Raw genomic sequence first — 17417 nt, forward strand, 5'->3', positions numbered from 1 at the left:
TTTTAAAGGGTGGATTTGTCTGCCTCGAGGATATTTAGGACCCGCCGCAGCATGACCGTCGCCTCGGCGCGGCTGGTATATGCTTTGGGCAGGATGGCCCCATCCGGCGTTCCCTTAATAATCCCCAGTTGGTAGCACAGGGCCATGCTTTCCCGGGCCCAGGGAGAAAGGTCGCCGTAGTCCTTAAAACCTTTCAGCTTCTCCAGGGCGCCGCTCAAATCGACCGCGGCTTTGTACTCCGCGCCCAGCCCCCTGGCGATCATCGCCGCCATCTCTTCGCGGGTGATAGTCAGGCCCGGCGCGAAATGGGTCTGATCGATACCGGCAACCAGCCCGGCCCTGTAAGCGCCTTCAATCGCCCCGAAGTACTGGATGCCGGGGGTCACGTCGACGAAGGTTGGTTTTTCCGGCGCAGCTTCCGGTCGGCCGAAGGTCCTGAGAACCATGGCCGCAAACTGCGCCCGGGTTGCAGGGTTGTCGGGCAGGAAAAGGTCATCCAGCAGTCCCTGGACGATCTGCTTGGAAGCCATGTAGACGATATCTTTTTCCGCCCAGTGGCCGGCAACGTCGGCAAAGGTTTTCTTATACTCCAGGACCGCAAATTTGCCGGGATTGACCAGGGAAATCTCAACCCGGCCGGGGGAGGTAAAATCTCCCTGGACGATATTCCAATCGCTTCGAGCTTCGTTGTAGGTGAAGACGCCGAGATAAGCGGAGTCGGAAACTTCTCCTTGTCGATAAGGCAGCGTCAGCATTACCTGGCTGGTCTGTTTATCCACCCGGGAGCCGTCCGGCCGCTGCCAGTAAATATCAATATCGTACACAGCGCTCTTCAAGGCGTTGGGGCCGGGGATCGACAGCGGCGCCGGCTCTACCGTTTTGTAAGTGAAGTTTAAACTGTCGCCCCCTTCTTTGGAGCGCAAAATCTTCAAAGGGACTTTGAAAGTAACTTCGTTACCTTTTACCAACAGGCTGTAACCTTCAAGTCCTTCAAAGTCGTTGGCGTTTATCGAAGGCAAAATTACCTGGAAGCTATCCCTAGAGTAACCTTCCGGCACGGTCAACCCAATTACGTCGGTAGGCCTGCTTTCCTGCAATAGCTGGACCATGTCGTTCAGGCCGATCTCAGCAAGACGGTCGTAAAGCTTTTCGGCCTTCAAAATTACTTTGCGGTAGTGCTCCGGCAGGGTTTTCTCACTCAGGGAAATGATCACCTTTGTTTTGGTGGTCTTAACGGGGATACTGCCGGCCGGAATTTCGGCCATATTGGCGGCGACCATCCTGACGACCTGGCGGATATCTTCCCGCATGTCGTCCCGGATGTCGCTTTTATTGAGCTTATCCAGGGCGTCCTGCAGGTGGTCAAGCAGGGTGCCCACATCGATGTTTCCCTGCTCAAAGGAGTATTTGTAATACAATAAGTCTTCTATAACCAGTTCATTGTAGCTCTTTTCTTCTTCGTCATCGGCCAGGGCGGTCCCCGGCAGTAAGAAGACCATGGCTACGGCCGCCATCAGAATGGCCAGAAGGAACACTTTATAAAGCGGCAATGAAGGGCGGTTCTGCATTTTTCCCCTCCTCACTTCCGCTGACATTTAAAGTACAGCGGTAAAATAAAAACCGTAGGGGAATTTGCCCCTGCGGTTACACCTGTGCATCTTTGGGCCAAGGTTTCTAAAAGGATCATCCGCCCGAGGACATGGCCCACGGTTTTTCAAAGGCTAGCTTTAGGTAAGCATGGTTGCGCACTAGCTCATCTACTGTCGCCTGGGCCTTGGCCACGTCTAGCTCGGCCGCTACCACCTCGGCCTTTGTGTTCATGCCTGCCGCCGCTTTTGCCTGCTCTACCCGCAGCTTTTCCCGGGCCGCCTCCAGAGCTGCCACGGCGGCGCCATAGTTTTCTTCCACGCTCTTTACCTGGTAGTAAAGCGAGCGGGTGGCTTTGGCCATTGATTCCTTAACGTTTTCCAGGTTGTATTCGGCCTGCTTCAGCTCCGCCTGGCGGGCATCATAGGGGGTATAAGATCCCGAGCTGTACATCATTTCCGCGCTCCAGCGCTTGACGTCGATGTTCTGCTGGGCCTTCCAGACGTTGGGATCGTGCTCCAGTACCCGCTGCACCTCGTACTCCAGATTGGCCACCTGCAGTGGGGAATAGGACGGCTGCTCGTTCAAGATAGGCCGCGCATTGGCATCCAGGCCTACAAGATTATTGAATACTGTATAGGCATTGTCAAGGGAGTGACGGGCGGCGGTAAGGCCGTCTTCCGCCTGCCGCCAGAGGTTCTCGGCTACAGCGAGGGAGGAAGAAGCGGCCGTTCCGGCCTGCACGGCGGCGCGTGTGTTCTGCAGGTTCAAGAGAGCCTGCTGTTTGGCCTTTTCCTGTACTGCAACCTTCTGCTGGGCCACCTGCACATCCCAATAGGCTTTGCATACTTTCAGGGCCAGGGCGTCCAGGTTGGCCTGATAAGTGCGCTGGCTCATGCGGTAGTTGAGGTCTGCACCTAAGAGCTGGAGCCAGCTTGCTTCAATTTGGGGTCCGTAGGGGCCGCCGTAGCCGCCCTCCACCGGCGTAAAGTTTACATTTTCCTGGGCGCTCTCGCGCAGGGACCTAGTACGCTCTATTTCCTGCAGGGCACTTTTTAAACCCTTATCGTTCTGCACGGCCATGCTCACGGCCTTTTCCAGAGAAATGACCTGACTTTCTCCGCTCTCCCCATTTCCCGCCGCGGCTGCGGCCGGTAGAGAAAAGTAGATGAAGAGCAGGGCCGCCGCCAGGGGCGCCAGCAGTCCGCGCATTTTCAAGCGCATTTACAATTCACCTCTATAATCGGAACCCGGATCCTTGTGGATCCGGGTTCCGCCAGCTACCCTTTCACTGAAACAGCTTTTAGTTAATGCTCACCGTCTGGGTGGCTTCGTCGTAGTTCACCTGAGCCCCGAAGGCCTGGGCTACCCAGCGGAAGGGCACCATCACGCGACCGTTCACCAGGTCCGTAGTTACGTCCATGGTAACGGGAGCGCCGTTGATGGTCAGCACTGCGCTGCCCGGCGTCACCTGGACCACGCGACCCTCACCGATGAAGGTAGCGGTCTTGCCGTCCCAGAGGATATTCTCCGGGGTGATGCCCAGGGCGTAGGCCACATAGCGCACCGGCAGGTAGGTGCGGCCGTCCTTCGTGTAGGCGGCAACGTCCATGGTGTTCTGAACGCCGTTAACGGTGTAGGTGGTGCTGCCAATCACGAAGGAAGCGGAGTACTTGGCCCCAACGGGAGCCGGGGTCACGCAGGTGGCGTTGACTACCTTGGCAACATAGTCATTGTCTTCAAAGAAGCCATCATAGGATTCGCTCCAAGTGTTATTCGAGTAATCGATCCCGTCAGTCTGTACTAGAGCTGGTCCGCCTACTTCCACTTTGATGTCGCCTTCACCAAAGGTTCGATCAACGTCATAACTAATGTTACTAATTTCAATTGTGCTGGCTTCGTTGCTGTCATCCTTAAATTTAATCTTTAAAACCGTATCGTCTTGAGCTAACGATACGCTTTCAACCTCCAAATCGCCTTTTGTTACTTCAACGTCAGGTTTGGAGGAGAACTTAATGCCATCAGGCAACCTTATCTCAAGGGCGTTGTTACCATTATCTGTATCAATAGCTCCTGCTGCAGCTTCAGTAATAGTTATTTTACCAGCAGCTTGCTCAAATTTACCAAGTTGAACATTGGTTTTTTCCGCTGTTACTTCGACTGGATTAACAACCTTTGCTAAGGTGATTTCGCCGGACACACCCTGGCTACCAGCTACTTTAGCTACCAAGTCACCTGTTACACCAGCTTTTAGGGCTACACTAATATTTTCGATCTTCAGTTCCGCAGCATCTGTAGACTTGCCCCTGATTGTAAACTTAGCTGTTCTATCATCAGTACCTTGTAGACCGGCAAAATCTAAGTAAACGCTGTTATCGTCAGCAACATCCGTTAATGTATCACCGGGTTTCACTTCTTGATCATCGATTTTCCACCAACGGGCATTTTCTGGCAAAGTAATAGTAATGGTCCGGCCTGCTAATAGACTTTCTTTCAAGCTTTCTTTTATAACTATATTGCTTACATCCTGATCGTTCTGGCCAGCATAAGCAACGATATCAGGATCTTCAGCCTCGACCTGTACTTGAAAATCGCCATACGTACCTACTACCAACTCGCTCGGGCTTACGTCGTAATCACCCTTGACTTTGGCTATGACGTCTCCATATTTTGCATCGTCAGTATCGGCAACGACAATAGGCGCCCTAAATTCAAAGGCAGATCTAGCATCAGATTTGTATACATCGTTAACAATGGAAATTTCCAGGGTATCTTTATCGCTACTGCGCGTAATACTAATCTTGCTTCCATCTCCGTTTGCGTTTACACTACCATGTAAGCTACCAATGTCGCCCCATACTACTGTTGGGCTTCCAGGAGTTCCCCACTCAAAGCCATCAGGCAATTCTAATTTTAACTTGTCATTAGCCTTTAATTTACCAGCAACAGTTTCTTCAACGCGGATTTTCACGCCTTCAGTATCACCCGCGTCGGAGAAGGTGTTGCTATCCAACACGGCAACTTTTAAGGCACCGCCGCTTGTCGTGGCCACTACAACGGATCCGCTTACCAGTTGCCCCTTAATGTTCGTAATGGTGGCTTTAATATCGCCTTCAACGCCAGCTGGAATATTTACATCCGGAAAACCAATTTTTACCCTGAACTTTTGGCCGTCATTTGTTACCCCAGCATCACTTAATGTAATTTTAAAGCCCCGTTCATTAAAATCACTAAGTGTTACATTAACATTACCAGCGCCATTAGGTAAACTTACTGCAACCGTTTTAGCAGGTGCACCGCTATATACCGAATAGGTGACGCCTGCAACTGACAACTGATTGATCTCAAAATCTGAAGGTAGTTCAACCCACGCTTCATGAGTAGTTCCCTCTATATATAGGGGATCAATTTCGATCTGGAAGCTACCCAGGCTAGCATTATCAGTATCATCTTCAACTGGGGGTACTTCAAGCGATGTATACACCGTACCCACAGCCCCTGCCGTCCCGGCAAAGGGTACCATCAGGCCCACCAGCATGGCCAGGGTGAGCAGGATGGAAATCCATTTCTTCCTCGTCTTTAACAACTATTTTCCCTCCTTGAGATTTTTGCCCGTATGTAGGGCGGCTTACTGTTTAATTTCCGGCCCGGGTATCCTTGGTGCCCGGCGCATCCCTCCTTTAATGCTAGTTTCGCGACCATTGCTGCGTCTTCAGACTGCGGCTGATGCTCCGAAAAGGGGAAAGTTCCCCAGGTAAGGAATATTCTACGCCGCCGTCCAGTTTTCCTGCTGGTTTGGGCGGCTTTTCCTCGACCAGTCATTTAGTTAGACACCGAAGCCGGGCGAAAAGTTCCCGGCCGGAAGAAATTTTTTTGCGCCGGGTTTTCCCGCTTCCACCGCGTCTCAATTCCGCTTATTCAGGTTTCAATCCAGGGTTTCATCGTCTACGTCATAGGTGAAGCTGTCTATCAGGCTGGAATCGCTATCGTAAAAATACGCCCGCACTTCCTTCAGGCTAACGCCGGCGTCGTCGAACACATTGACCACGTTTTCGCAAATGTCCTGGACTTCATTTTCGATTGTGCTGCTGCTCAGTTCATCCCAGGCGTCGCCGGCGCCGCTGGTTTTGGCCTTCAGGTAGACGGTCGCCCTGTCGCTGCTCTCGGAATAGCTGGCATCGCTCACGGCGAACCTGATGTCTTCCACGTAGTAGCTCTTGCCCGTCAGCTCGTCAATGGCCGCATCAGGATCACTGCTATCACGGTAATCTTCGTCCCGGTAGTCGACTTCCAGGTCGTTGTCGCCGTCTTTACTAAATTTCACCAGGACGTCGTCATTATAACTGTTTATAATCTCGCCGCTGACTGCCGTGTCTTCCGAGAATTTATCCTGTATAGCTCCCACCACATCATCCAGCCAGCTCTCAATTTTGCTGTTACTCAGGTCGGCCCACTCGTCACCGTAGTCATCAAGGTCTACCAGAACTTCAACCCGGACGTTGTCGGAATCGCCGCTGAGGTTCAGATTGTCAAGATAAACATATCCGATCTTTTTGTATGTATCCCTCAAATCGCCTTCCAGGTCGTCCAGCCCGGCGCTCGATTTAGCCGCCAGCTCCTGCTGCAACTGGGCCACCTGCTGCTGCAGGCTCTGGATCTCCTTGTCTTTCTCGATCAGCTGCATTTTGAGGTTGATGACTTCCGGCGAAGTTTTGCTGTTGATGACCACGGTGCTGGTGTCGGCCTGCCAGTCCACATTCGAATTCAATGCTTCGGCCACCAGTCTCAGGGGCACGAAGGTCACTCCGTTGACGATAAATGGTTCCTGCTCCGGCTGCACGTTGACAAGGGTCCCATTGACGTTGAGCTTGACGTTGTTGTAGTCGACGTTGAGTGTTTTCCTGCCCACGCTCGCCTCAGCCGTTCCCCCAGCCGCCACTGCCAGCGCCAGGGCGAGCAACGCCGCCAGCAATCCTTTTTTCGACAATTACCATCCCCCCAATTTGGTTTTCGCCATATTTGAGAGATTTCTCCATACCGCACCATTTTTCCTCCTGCCCGGGAAAATTTTGGCGGGCGGTAAATGAACAGCACCGCGACCAGTAAGAACGGCCGGGCGTAACGAAACAAATTAGCAGCAAAATTTAAAACAGGGTAAAAACGGAGAATGTATGGTGTGGGGGCCGGCGGCTTTTAGACGCAGTGAGGGACCGCAAGGTCCCTTGTTATTTAAGGGTTTCCTGAAAGTATCTTTTGCCCCAAAGATATGGTATAATGATAGCCGGAAGAAGATGTTTCCATGCCGGAAAACGAAGGGCAGGCGGAGCATCCCTATCACCCCCATGACAAAGGTTACAAGCAACTTCTATCCGACAAAAGGGTGTTCCTGGAACTCATAAAGACCTTCGTCCGGGAAAAATGGGTAGAAACCATTGATGCCGACGACCTCATCCTGGTGAACAAATCCTACGTCCTCCAGGATTTCAGCGAGAAAGAAGCCGATGTCGTCTACAGGCTTAAAAAAAGGGATAAAAACGTCATCTTTTACGTCCTGCTGGAGCTGCAGTCAACGGTAGACTACCTGATACCCTTCCGTCTATTGCTTTACATGGTAGAGATCTGGCGGGAAATCTACAACAACACCCCGCAGGGTGAGCGGGAGAGCAAGACTTTCCGCCTGCCGCCCATCATCCCGGCCGTGCTCTACAACGGAGCCGGCTCCTGGACGGCGGCGCTCTCCTTCAAAGAAATGCTGGACAGTTACCAGGATTTCAGCGGGCATCTCCTGGACTTCCGCTATCTTCTCTTTGACGTCAACCGTTACAGCGAAGAAGAACTTATCAGGGCGGCAAACCTGATCGCCGGTGTCTTTCTCCTGGACCAGAAGATGCGCCCGGAAGAGTTGGTGGGACGGATGATTTACAACCTGGAATTAACCCTGGCAGAGATGCAGCAGCAGGCTTTATTGAAAGGCAAAATGGAAGGCAAGATTGAGGGTAAGTTGGAGGGTAAGTTGGAAGGCAAGTTGGAAGGCAAGCTGGAAGCTCAACAGGAAATAGCCAGAAACTTGCTGCTGCTCAACATAGACATTGACACCATTATCAAGGCTACCGGACTTGGCCCGAAAGAGATAAATGCCCTGAGAAGGCAATTGGAAAATTGTGGAAAAGAAAAAGCTCACCGGAGAGATGAAGGCCCTGGATCAGCAACTGGCCGCGTGGGATGAAGCGGGTCAGAGACAGGTATTGGCTTTAGTCACTATGAGGGACCGCGAGGTCCCTTGTTTTTATGACTGCATAGAACAAAATTAAATATAACTTTATGGTTCAATAGTTCATAAAACGGAGTGAAAGCGGAGATGGTACGGCGTGGGTCCGGATAAGCAATTAAGTTATATTTAACAGGGAATAAATACATAAGATATTCAACGGAAATAAGTTATGCAAGAGAAAATTGGCGGCAAAGCGAAAATCTAAATACATTGTTTGCCAGCTTGCGGGGGACCTGCGGCTATAATATACTAGAAATTGCAAAATGGGAACTTTTTGTCCTTCAATGTTGTCTAATAAGTGTCCGGGGAATACCGGGCCTCCAGGGGTGTTCTTCTTGAACCTTGGGAGTAAAAAAGCGCCTGGCAAAAAGAATGGCGCTGTTTCCTTCGAAGAACTGGTCCTGACCTATCAGGATAGGGTATATAATTTGAGCTACCAGCTGACGGGCAATCACACCGATGCCCAGGACCTGGCCCAGGAGGTTTTCGTCCGGGCCTACCTGGGGCTGGATAAGTTCCGCTACGAGGCCGACCCGGGCACGTGGTTACACCGCATCACCGTAAATTTATTTTTAAACCTGCGCCGGAAAACGGCCCGCCACCCGGCGGTTTCCCTGGACGCCCCCCTGGACACGGGGGAAGGCGAAGTCACCAGGGAGGTGGCCGCCGCCGGTGGCGACCCCGAGGAACTGGTGGAGGAGCTGGAGCTGAAGGGCTTTGTCCGCAGGGCCTTAAGGCAGCTGCCAGCGGAATACCAGGCGGTGCTGGTGCTGCGGGAACTCCAGGGTTACAGCTATGAAGAAATCGCGGCTATTTTGGACTGTCCCCCGGGGACGGTGAAGTCGCGCCTCAACCGGGCGCGGCAGGCTATGAGGGAGAAAGTAATGCAGATGGTTGAGGAGAAGCCGCCTGAGCACAGGCGGCCTTGAGGTGAGGGGTTATGCAATGCCGTGAAGCGCGGGAGTTCTTCTCGCCCTACCTGGACGGGGAGCTCTCCCCGGCGGAAAGAGAGGTTTTCCGGCAGCACCTGGAGGAATGTCCGGACTGCTGCGCGGAATGGAAGCGGTGGCAGGATATATCCCGGGCCCTGCGGGGGCTGGGGACGCCGGTGTCGGCGCCGCCGGGTTTTCTGGCGGCAGCTAACGCCAGGCTGGCGGCCCGGCAAAGGGTGCGATCCTGGCAGGGTATCCGGCGCCTTGTGGCCGCCGCCGCGGCCGTAGCCCTGCTGGCCGCCGGTTCCTTAAGTTATGCCGCGCGGGGGTTGTGGCAGCACTTGCCTATAACCGTAGCCGGCGTACAACAAGATAACGGCGGCAAAACAGCCGCCGTCGACCTCCCGCCTGGTACGGGAGCCGATACAGTCGCGCCGGCGACGCCCGGCGGGGCCACCGGCCCGGAGGTAAAGCAGGACGGGACCAAGCCGGACGAGGGAGCAACTCCTGAAAAGGGGACGGCGCCCGCTAATGCTATCGGCGGTAATGGCGGGGCCGAACCCCCTGCCGGGGCCGGCACCCCGACGGGCGGTGGCAGCGGCGACCGGCCCACCCGGGTAGCCGGCGCCGAGCCCTACGTAGCGCGCACCTTTTTGAGCGACCGGCGCCAGGCGACCAGCACCATGCTGAAAATCGCCGTCGAGGATATGGCCGGGGCCAAGACGAAGGCCCTGGGCCTGGCGGCCGCCAGCGGCGCAGCGGTCCAGACGATAGCCGACCAGGACGACGGCCGGGATAAGCGGGCCATCTATCTCCTTAAGGTCGCGGAAGGCAGGGCCGCGTCCCTCCTGTCCGCCCTGGGCCAGGTGGGCCAGGTGACCGCCCAAAATACCAACGTCCAGGACCTCTCCCGGCAGTTCAGCGCCGCCCTGGAGCAGTATCAGGCCAAGGTGGCCCAGGTGAACGCCGCCATCGACCCGGAGGAGAGGGCGAAGCTCACTAAGGAAGCTAAAGCCCTGGAACAACAGCTCAGTACCTGGGAAGAGGAAACGAAACAGCACACCATTATCTTGTGGCTGGAGACGAAATAAGGGACCCGCGAGGGTCCCTTAAATTATATACATTTGCTTCTGGATTTAATCTCCGCTAATAAATTTTCAACGCCTAATTCTCTGGCCCATGATTCTAAGTATTCCATATCCAGATTGCCAAATTGTACTTCATATACGCGCAAAGCATCTGTTAACTGTTTCTCGCTGCCGCCGGCCAGCTTTGCCCACCTTAGCTTCGCTAATATAGTGTCCTCAGGACTGGAAATAAAAACCTTGTGCCCAAAAAACTCGCTGATTACCTTGCGTTTAAAACGGGAGCGATCGAAAGGTTCATTGGTAAGAAGCCAAAAATCTACTTTGTCACCTTCGTTAGTATCAATCAGGTTGAACATGCCCTTTTCTTCAATTGCATTTAAAATACTTTGTTCGTCTAAATAATAATCAGGTTGAGGAAAAGCGGCCACTAGATCTTTAACGGCATTTTTAGGAATGGAAATCATAATATCGATATCATGTGTTAAACGGGGCTCGCCTTGTATACTGGAAACAATCGAACCAGTGAGCATATATTCGATGCCGGTACTTTCCAGCGTATTAATAACTTTTATTAATAATTCCTGTTGTGACATTTAGCGATACGCTCCAGATATATTTTTCTTATTTCTGTTTCCGGCAGTTCAGGATATCTTTGACGTAAGCCTTGTAAAAAAAGTTGCTTGCCCAACTGGGAAAGCTCAAATGTTTTTATTAGCTTTTGTTCCGGAGACATTTTTCGTAAAATTTCTATGTATATATGATGGTTTGGACGGGGTTTGGGGTCCATATTATCACCCCTTTGCCTTTGTATTTCATCTTACCGTAAAATTGCCGGTAAAGCAATCCGGCACACGGCAGTGTGCCCCTGGCAGTTCAGCGCCACCCTGGAGCAGTATCAGGCCAAGGTGGCCCAGGTGAACGCCGCCACCGACTCGGTGGAAAAGGAAAAGCTCACCCGGGAAGCGAAGGCCCTTGAAGAGCAGCTAAGCGCCTGGGACCAGGAAACAAAACAGCACACGATCATATTATGGCTGGAGACTAAATAAGGGGCCGCAAGGTCCCTTGTTATTTATTCTGAGGAAGGCCGTGAAATGTAGGATGACAAGCCCTGGGGGTAGGTAAAGACGACAGTTAAATCTATTGCCAGCCCCGGTAGCAGGGGGGAGTTTAAAATCTCTTCCTGGCTATAAGTTCCGGCCAGACGCCAGCCCTCAGGAGTATTTGTAAAAATTTCTACCGTACCGCCTTCGGGGTCGACAAGCCAGTATTCTTTGACGCCATATTTCAGGTAGAGACGGCTTTTGCGTATGCGATCCAGGCGAATTGTAGAGGGTGATATTACTTCTATCGCCAGGTCGGGCGCTCCCTGGAGGCAGGCATTTGTTAAGCGATGGAAATTCTCTCTGGCTAGATAAACAATATCAGGCTGGAGGACGGTGTCCCGGGCAAGGACGACATCAAAGGGAGCCGTGATTATCACTCCCAGGTTTTGTCCTTCTGTCCAGGCGGATAATAAACCTGCGAGTTTCCTAACAACATCCTGGTGTTTAAAACCCGGCGATGGTGTCAACAACAGCTCCCCCTCTACCACCTCATAACGATTTTCGTCATCCAGACGAATATAGTCATCATAAGTATATTTCTGTTTATCATCGGTGGCAGCAATGTCCATCCCCTTCACCTGCCTTTTATTGTTTATTTAGCTGATTATAGTATAGCATTACCTTAAACTGCCAGCAAGGATGCCGAGGCCGGCTCTGAAATTGGGCGGTTAAACAAAGCTAGGGTTGCTCCGGTTCCCGTCACATTCGCGACAGCACAGCCGCTGCTTGGGCGCGGGTGAGGGGGGAGAGGGGGGCGAAGACGTCCGGCGCCACGCCGCGCATGAGGCCTTTTGTATAGGCGCGGGCCACGGCCTCCCGGCCCCACGCCGGGATTTCGTTCCAGTCGCGGAAGATATCGGCTACCGCTGGAGTAGAAGAGACGGGCGTACCAAATGTACCCAGCGGAGAAGATCCCGCCTGCCCGGCCGGGGATGTCGCCGGGAGCGGCGCGGTCGCTCCGGAGGGAGGGGCGGCCTCGTCTGCGGCGCTGCCGTTCCCGGTGCCTTTACTTACTATCTCCAGGTAACGGGTGAAAAAGGCCGCCGCCTCCACGCGGCTGACGGGCAAGTCCGGCCGGAAGGTGCCGTCTTCGTAGCCGACGACCAGGCCGTGGACCCGGGCCGCGGCCACAACGCCCTGCGCCCAGGCGGGGATGGCGGCCGCGTCGCTGAAGGTCGGGGCTTCTCCGCCGCCGGACGCCCAGCCCGCCAGGCGGGCCAGCATGGCTACCAGCTCCACCCGCCTTACCGGTAGGTCCGGGCGGAAGCTGCCGTCCTCATAGCCCGCCAGGATGCCCCGGGCGGTCATTTTTTTGATGTCTGCTTCCGCCCAGTGGCCGCGGGTGTCCCAAAAGCCCTCTTCCGCCGCGCTTTCCAGGTCGATTTTCTGCCCCGTCACCCCGCTCGTCGCCTGATCCAGGGCCACCAGGAGAACGCCCTTTTCCCCGGCCGGCAGGGGCCGCTGGAAATTCCCCCTGGCATCCAGGGGAATTATCTCCTGTCTGCCGTCATCATAGTTTAAGTACAGGCGGCTGGCGCTAGTGGTCCCTTTAAGGAGGAAGCCGGCCTCCCGTGGTAGCACCGAGACGGCCAGTTCCGGCGGCCGGCTGCCGGGAAGGCTCGCAGCTGTCACCTGAGCCAGGACGGGCCCCTCCGGCCCTTCCAGGAGGGTAAGAGTCACGGGTACCCAGGCCGGCAGGCCGGCGGCGTCCACCCGGTAGCCGTTCAGGGTAACCAGGGTGCGGTCGCTTAAAGTGTAGCTGCTGCCGTCGGCGGTGCGCAGGACGCCATGCTGCCCGTCGACGCCGGCCAGGACTTTTTCGGTTTCGGTAACCTGGCTAGCTATATCAACCCGCCAGGCTTTTTCCTGGCCGGGCACCGCCGTCAGGCGCACCCAGTCCCCCGTACTCAGGGTGACGGCGTCAACCGGCAGGCCCCAGCGGAAGACCTGGGTGCCGTCGTCCAGCTCGAAGAGGCGGAACTGATTGGCGTAATCCATGAGGTAGAGGCGCCGCCGGTCCGGGCTCACATAAAGGACGCGGCCGTAGGTGACGGTGCTGTAGGCCGTCAGGGCGATTATCTGCCGGCTGCCGGGCATCAAGTTCAGGACCGCCCAGTCGCCGGGGTGGACGGCGGCCATCTGCGCCGGCTCGCCGTCACGCTTTATGGGCGCGCCGGGGAAGAGGGTATAGCTGGCACCGGTGGCCAGGGTAAGGCTATTGCCGTCTACCCTGGTCACCTGTCCCAGGGCCAGCTCCCTTTTCACAGCGATGTATTCCACCAGGCCTGTTGCCGGGTCGAGAACCAGGCGCACGGCCATACCCGGCACCAGGGACCCTGGTTCGGCCCGCCCGGCGGCGCCGTAAGGCAGGTCGGCCCTGCCGGCGTCGACCACTTTGTCGGCAAAGGTAACGGCGACATGGGGACTGAAGGTATAGGGGGCATCGCGTCCCAGGAGCCAGAGTTCTTGCTTTTCCAGGTCAATGCGGGCGAGAATGCCTTCCTTTTCCTGGTAGCCAGCCAGAACCCGCCAGAGGGTCTGGGTAGCTGGATTGAGGGTGGCGGCCAGAGAAAAGCCGGGCGGCAGGTCCGCGGCTCCGCCGGAACGGTTGTTGACGGAAAGACTCCCGGCGGGATTGAAGTAGTAGCCGCCGGTGCGGGCCTGGCTGTTAATTTCCAGGAACAGGTTACCCTGGCCGGTCTCCAGGGCCTGAACGCCGGCGGCCTGCCAGCTCCGGCCTGCTATATACAGGGTTTGCGGCCCCAGGTAGACGTCGGAGCCCGGCAGGATGTGGGCGGCGTCGGCCGGCGCCGCTACGCCGTCGACGCAGTTTTTGATGCCCCCGGGCGGTGCGGTAATGGTGCGACCGTCGCTTAAAGTTACGCTGCTGCCGGCAGCACCGGCGACAACCCCCCGCTCCAGGAGCTGGCCGAAGGCCAGGGCAAAATCCTGGACCGGTTGTCCGGTGCCGGGCAGGGCGCTTTTGTTGACGGTTACGGCCCGTACTTTAACGATGTAAGTGCCGGGGGCCGGGTCTTTTATGTAAACTTTCTCCAGATTGTTGCGGCGATCGGCTTTACCGGCACCGCTGTAATCATTACCGAAAAACTGCCGGCCGTCGGGCGCAATTACCACGAGGTCCAGATCGTTGACCAGGGCGGCCTCGGCTCCAGGTGCCGGTGCCGGGTCGGTCCAGGCCAGGGTGGCCTTGAAAGGCGCCGCTGCGGTAGCCACTTCGACCTGAAAGGTCATTTCCTGCCCCGCCGCCAGGCCTTCGCCGGCGTCCACCAGATGCATGGTCTTTTCCTCCAGGGCCAGCACCGTGCCGGCGAGGTCCAGGATGCCGGGAAAAGCGGTCATGGGCCCCTCCGGCGGTGTCCAGGCACCGTTGACCAGGGCGGCTTTCATCAGGGCGGCCGATGGATCGGCAAAGCCCTTTGTTTTCAAAAACTGGCGTAAGATAGCCGCGGCACCGCCGGTCACAGCCGCCGCTTGGCTGGTACCGCTCTGGACGTTATAGCTATTATTAGAGGGGAAATTACTCTCCACCTGGCGGGAACGGGGGGCGACAATACCTGTACCCGGCGCCAGGATGTCGGGTTTAAAGCGCCCGTCACTGGTGGGACCGCGGCTGGAAAAATCGGCCTGGCGGCGGGCATCGTTGGCGTCGGGGCTGAAGGCCGGGCGCACGGATTCGCTCGCCCCTACCACCAGGGCGTTTTTGCTGTTGGCTTCGGCGGTTAGGGACCCCTGGACCGGCCCGCTGTTGCCGGCGCCGAAAATAGGCAGGAAATCGGGATGCAGGCGGACAAAGCTGTCAATCTGGGCGGCAGCGTCGCGGTAGGCGTTGGGGCCGCCGCCCCAGCCGTCGACGTGGATGCGGACGCCGGCATCGTAGGCGGGGCGGAAGAGGCGGGAAAGGTCTTCAGGGATCGCCATTTCCCCCCTGGAGTTTAACAGGCCCTGGAAATAGATGCTCGCCCCTGGGGCGATGCCGCGGTACTGGCCGTTTGAGGCGGCACCGGTGCCGGCAACAATACCGGCCAGGTGGGTGCCGTGGCCGACAGGGTCGTCGGCCTTTTCCCTCCCGGCCCAGCTCTTGAGCATGACCACCTTGGGCATCTGGCCGGGAGCGCCCTGCAGGTCGGGGTGAATGTCGCTGATGCTCCCGGCATCCAGGCCGCTATCGGCCAGGCCCACAATCTCGCCCCTGCCGGTAAGGCCGGCCGGCGCCACCAGACCGGGCGCCGCCAGGGGGCGGGCCCCGATAATATCGGCGGCGCGGTCGGTGAGGAAGCCCCGGCCCTGCCGCCCGGGGGGAGGTCCCAGGAGGACCAGCAGGAGCAGAAACATAGAAAAGACAAGCACCTTGGTAACGGTTCTGGTTTTATGTAAACTTACGCCCATATGTATACTCCTTGCCGGGTACAACTGCCGGTAAAAGACTGCCGTTGTTGTTTGATTAACCAAGCCCGGCCGGTAGCAGGCGCGGGCATCAGCCCTTTTTGCTGGCCTGCCGCAGTACTGCCAGCATAAACTTCGGCAGGGCCAGCGTTCTTTTGACCCTTGCCGGTTCCTGGAGCACCCGGTACAGCCACTCCAGGTTCAGCCGCTGCACCCAGGCCGGTGCCCGCCGCACCCGCCCCGCCAGGACATCGAAGCTGCCTCCCACGCCCACGGCCACCGGCACCTGGAGCTCCTGCAGGTGGCCGGCGATCCAGTATTCCTGCTTGGGGGCGCCCAGGCCCACGAGGAGGATGTGGGGCCGCGCCCTTTTGATGGCCTCTATAAGTGCCGGCATTTCCCGGGAGGAAAGGTAGCCGTGGCTGGTGCCGGCCACCACCAGGCCGGGATGCTCCCTTCTTAGCCTTGCAGCTGCCGCCTCAGCCACGCCGGGGGCGGCGCCATAAAGAAAAAAGCGCCAGCTCCGGCGGGCGCCCTCTGCGGCCAGGGCCTGGAGGAGGTCGATGCCCGTTACCCGTTCCGGGAGGGGTGTTCCCAGCTTGCGGGCCGCCCAGAGGATGCCGGCGCCGTCGGCCGTCACCAGTTGGGCGCGGTTGATGACGGCCTGGAGCTCCGGCTCACGGTAGGCCCGGTAGGCGATTTCAGCATTCAGGGTCACCACGTGGTGGGGGGTACCGGTCGTGACAAACTCTGCCACCCTGGCCACGGCCCCGGCCAGGGTAAGGGGATCGACCCGGTTGCCCAGGACATAGCAGCTTGACATAAGACTGCCTTCTCCTTCGCTAAAGGTGGGGAGCAGGGGTGTAAACGGTGGATTAAGCGAGGGCCGGTGCTCTGCCGACTGCCTGGCCGATGGAGGTCCTGCGTTCCCACCGGCAGTTCGCCTGGAGAGGCTCCCTGCAGCGACCGGCCTTCTTTTTACCGCAGGTTGGGTATGGCGGCCAGGGTTTCCGCCAGCTTCTTCTGGTCGACCAGGTAATAGCTGATGCCGTTGATATACCTGCCTTCTCCGGGAAGCATGTATGAGGTCACGGCGCTGCCGTTTAAATCCTTCATGCTTAGCGCCAGGGAAAGCATTTCCTTTATGCTCAGGTTGGTCGTGACTTCCTTGCTGATTTCATTGATTAGTTTCGGGATTTTAGGGAGGGTGCTTAGTTTCAAAGTCTGGTCGACTACGGCCTTGATAAATTTCTGCTGGCGGCCGATTCTGGTGATGTCTCCTTCCGGGTCGTAGCGATAACGCACGTAGCCCAGGGCGTCGTGACCGTTCAAGTGCTGGAAGCCCGGGCGGAGATTTATGCCCTCTTCCGGGTAATACATGCGCTTGTCCACATCGATGTCGACGCCGCCCAGTATGTCAATGATCTTTTCAAACCCCTGGAAGTCGACTTCCACATACTTCTCGATATGGGTGCCCAGGAAATCGTTGATGGTGTCCATCAGGAGTTGGGGGCCGCCCAGGGCGTGGGCGGCATTGATTTTATCATAGCCGTGGCCGGGTATTTTTACCCGCGTGTCCCGCGGTATGGAGAGGAGATCAACCCCGGGTTTGCGGGGATCGAGGACCGCCAGGATAATGGTATCGGACCGGGAAGGCTCCTGGGGCTGGCGACGGTCGACACCAATTATGAGAATAGTCTGGGGCTGGCCGGGTGCCGCCTCGGCCAGGCCGCCGCCGTCCTTATTCCCCTGGCCGGTAGCCAGGTCTCCGGTCAGCCAGAGGTTGGCCAGCCGGTAACCGGCAAAGGCGAAGACGCCAAAGGTAAAAAAGGCGAGCAGCATTAAACCCAAAATCAAAGGGAAAGAGCTGCGGCGCCGTTTGGCCAGGGCCGACCCTTCACCCCAGAATTCAGTTTGATACTGGTCTGGTGTCGCCATGAACTCTTCCTCCAAACTTATAGACGATAAATTATCCTTTCGGGTTCCTCTGCCTGCAAAAATTTTTCGCCGTGACAAAGGAAGGGGCGCCTGA

At 56.5% G+C, this 17417-nt stretch carries 13 protein-coding genes; 4 read left to right on the forward strand and 9 right to left on the reverse strand.

Annotated features, from left to right (window positions below):
• Nucleotides 1-2: 2 nt before the first annotated feature.
• The 4 genes from MCACP_RS13300 to MCACP_RS13315 all read right to left on the reverse strand — a co-directional run bounded on the left by MCACP_RS13300 (nt 3) and on the right by MCACP_RS13315 (nt 6574).
• Entirely contained in the window at nt 3-1550 is a 1548-nt protein-coding gene (locus MCACP_RS13300; RefSeq protein ID WP_406677222.1) for an S-layer homology domain-containing protein, read from the reverse strand.
• A 133-nt stretch (nt 1551-1683) separates the two neighbouring features.
• Nucleotides 1684-2811, reverse strand: a complete 1128-nt coding sequence (locus MCACP_RS13305; protein WP_406677224.1) for a TolC family protein — start codon at nt 2809-2811, stop codon at nt 1684-1686.
• Nucleotides 2812-2890: 79 nt separating this feature from the next.
• A complete protein-coding gene (locus MCACP_RS13310; RefSeq protein WP_406677225.1) occupies nt 2891-5173 on the reverse strand; it encodes a copper amine oxidase N-terminal domain-containing protein in 2283 nt (760 codons plus the stop codon).
• A gap of 339 nt (nt 5174-5512) precedes the next feature.
• Nucleotides 5513-6574 carry a stalk domain-containing protein gene (locus tag MCACP_RS13315; RefSeq protein WP_406677226.1) on the reverse strand — a complete coding sequence of 354 codons (1062 nt, stop codon included), beginning with the start codon at nt 6572-6574 and terminating at the stop codon, nt 5513-5515.
• 312 nt (nt 6575-6886) lie between these two features.
• Between MCACP_RS13315 and MCACP_RS13320 the strand changes: the two genes are divergently transcribed.
• The 3 genes from MCACP_RS13320 to MCACP_RS13330 all read left to right on the forward strand — a co-directional run bounded on the left by MCACP_RS13320 (nt 6887) and on the right by MCACP_RS13330 (nt 9881).
• Entirely contained in the window at nt 6887-7813 is a 927-nt protein-coding gene (locus tag MCACP_RS13320; RefSeq protein ID WP_406677227.1) for an Rpn family recombination-promoting nuclease/putative transposase, read from the forward strand.
• A 371-nt stretch (nt 7814-8184) separates the two neighbouring features.
• Complete coding sequence (locus MCACP_RS13325; protein WP_406677228.1) at nt 8185-8787, forward strand: sigma-70 family RNA polymerase sigma factor; 603 nt, start codon at nt 8185-8187, stop codon at nt 8785-8787.
• 11 nt (nt 8788-8798) lie between these two features.
• Nucleotides 8799-9881: a zf-HC2 domain-containing protein gene (locus MCACP_RS13330; protein ID WP_406677230.1), complete on the forward strand. Its 1083-nt coding sequence runs from the start codon at nt 8799-8801 to the stop codon at nt 9879-9881.
• 23 nt (nt 9882-9904) lie between these two features.
• Here the strand turns inward: MCACP_RS13330 and MCACP_RS13335 are convergent, their stop codons facing one another.
• Complete coding sequence (locus MCACP_RS13335) at nt 9905-10471, reverse strand: hypothetical protein (RefSeq protein ID WP_406677231.1); 567 nt, start codon at nt 10469-10471, stop codon at nt 9905-9907.
• Between the two features lie 264 nt (nt 10472-10735).
• On the opposite strand from MCACP_RS13335, the gene MCACP_RS13340 reads away from it, so the two are divergent.
• A complete protein-coding gene (locus tag MCACP_RS13340; RefSeq protein ID WP_406677232.1) occupies nt 10736-10924 on the forward strand; it encodes a hypothetical protein in 189 nt (62 codons plus the stop codon).
• 23 nt (nt 10925-10947) lie between these two features.
• Here the strand turns inward: MCACP_RS13340 and MCACP_RS13345 are convergent, their stop codons facing one another.
• The 4 genes from MCACP_RS13345 to MCACP_RS13360 form a co-directional block, all read right to left on the reverse strand.
• On the reverse strand, nt 10948-11550 hold the full coding sequence (locus MCACP_RS13345) for a Uma2 family endonuclease (protein WP_406677233.1): 603 nt from the start codon (nt 11548-11550) through the stop codon (nt 10948-10950).
• Nucleotides 11551-11680: 130 nt separating this feature from the next.
• Nucleotides 11681-15388 (reverse strand): S8 family serine peptidase, encoded by a 3708-nt coding sequence (locus tag MCACP_RS13350; RefSeq protein ID WP_406677234.1) that lies wholly within the window; start codon nt 15386-15388, stop codon nt 11681-11683.
• Nucleotides 15389-15476: 88 nt separating this feature from the next.
• A complete protein-coding gene (locus MCACP_RS13355; protein WP_406677235.1) occupies nt 15477-16208 on the reverse strand; it encodes a WecB/TagA/CpsF family glycosyltransferase in 732 nt (243 codons plus the stop codon).
• Between the two features lie 155 nt (nt 16209-16363).
• Complete coding sequence (locus MCACP_RS13360) at nt 16364-17323, reverse strand: LCP family protein (RefSeq protein ID WP_406677236.1); 960 nt, start codon at nt 17321-17323, stop codon at nt 16364-16366.
• Nucleotides 17324-17417 lie beyond the last annotated feature (94 nt).

Source organism: Neomoorella carbonis, from assembly GCF_045278715.1.
GTDB classification, from domain to species: domain Bacteria; phylum Bacillota; class DSM-521; order Neomoorellales; family Neomoorellaceae; genus Neomoorella; species Neomoorella carbonis.

What these genes read in the sequence shown, in the direction of transcription:
- MCACP_RS13305 (WP_406677224.1), bottom strand. Translation starts at nt 2,811, where the DNA reads ATGCGCTTGAAAATGCGCGGACTGCTGGCGCCCCTGGCGGCGGCCCTG.
- MCACP_RS13320 (WP_406677227.1), top strand. Translation starts at nt 6,887, where the DNA reads ATGCCGGAAAACGAAGGGCAGGCGGAGCATCCCTATCACCCCCATGAC.
- MCACP_RS13330 (WP_406677230.1), top strand. Translation starts at nt 8,799, where the DNA reads ATGCAATGCCGTGAAGCGCGGGAGTTCTTCTCGCCCTACCTGGACGGG.
- MCACP_RS13335 (WP_406677231.1), bottom strand. Translation starts at nt 10,471, where the DNA reads ATGTCACAACAGGAATTATTAATAAAAGTTATTAATACGCTGGAAAGT.
- MCACP_RS13345 (WP_406677233.1), bottom strand. Translation starts at nt 11,550, where the DNA reads ATGGACATTGCTGCCACCGATGATAAACAGAAATATACTTATGATGAC.
- MCACP_RS13350 (WP_406677234.1), bottom strand. Translation starts at nt 15,388, where the DNA reads ATGGGCGTAAGTTTACATAAAACCAGAACCGTTACCAAGGTGCTTGTC.
- MCACP_RS13355 (WP_406677235.1), bottom strand. Translation starts at nt 16,208, where the DNA reads ATGTCAAGCTGCTATGTCCTGGGCAACCGGGTCGATCCCCTTACCCTG.
- MCACP_RS13360 (WP_406677236.1), bottom strand. Translation starts at nt 17,323, where the DNA reads ATGGCGACACCAGACCAGTATCAAACTGAATTCTGGGGTGAAGGGTCG.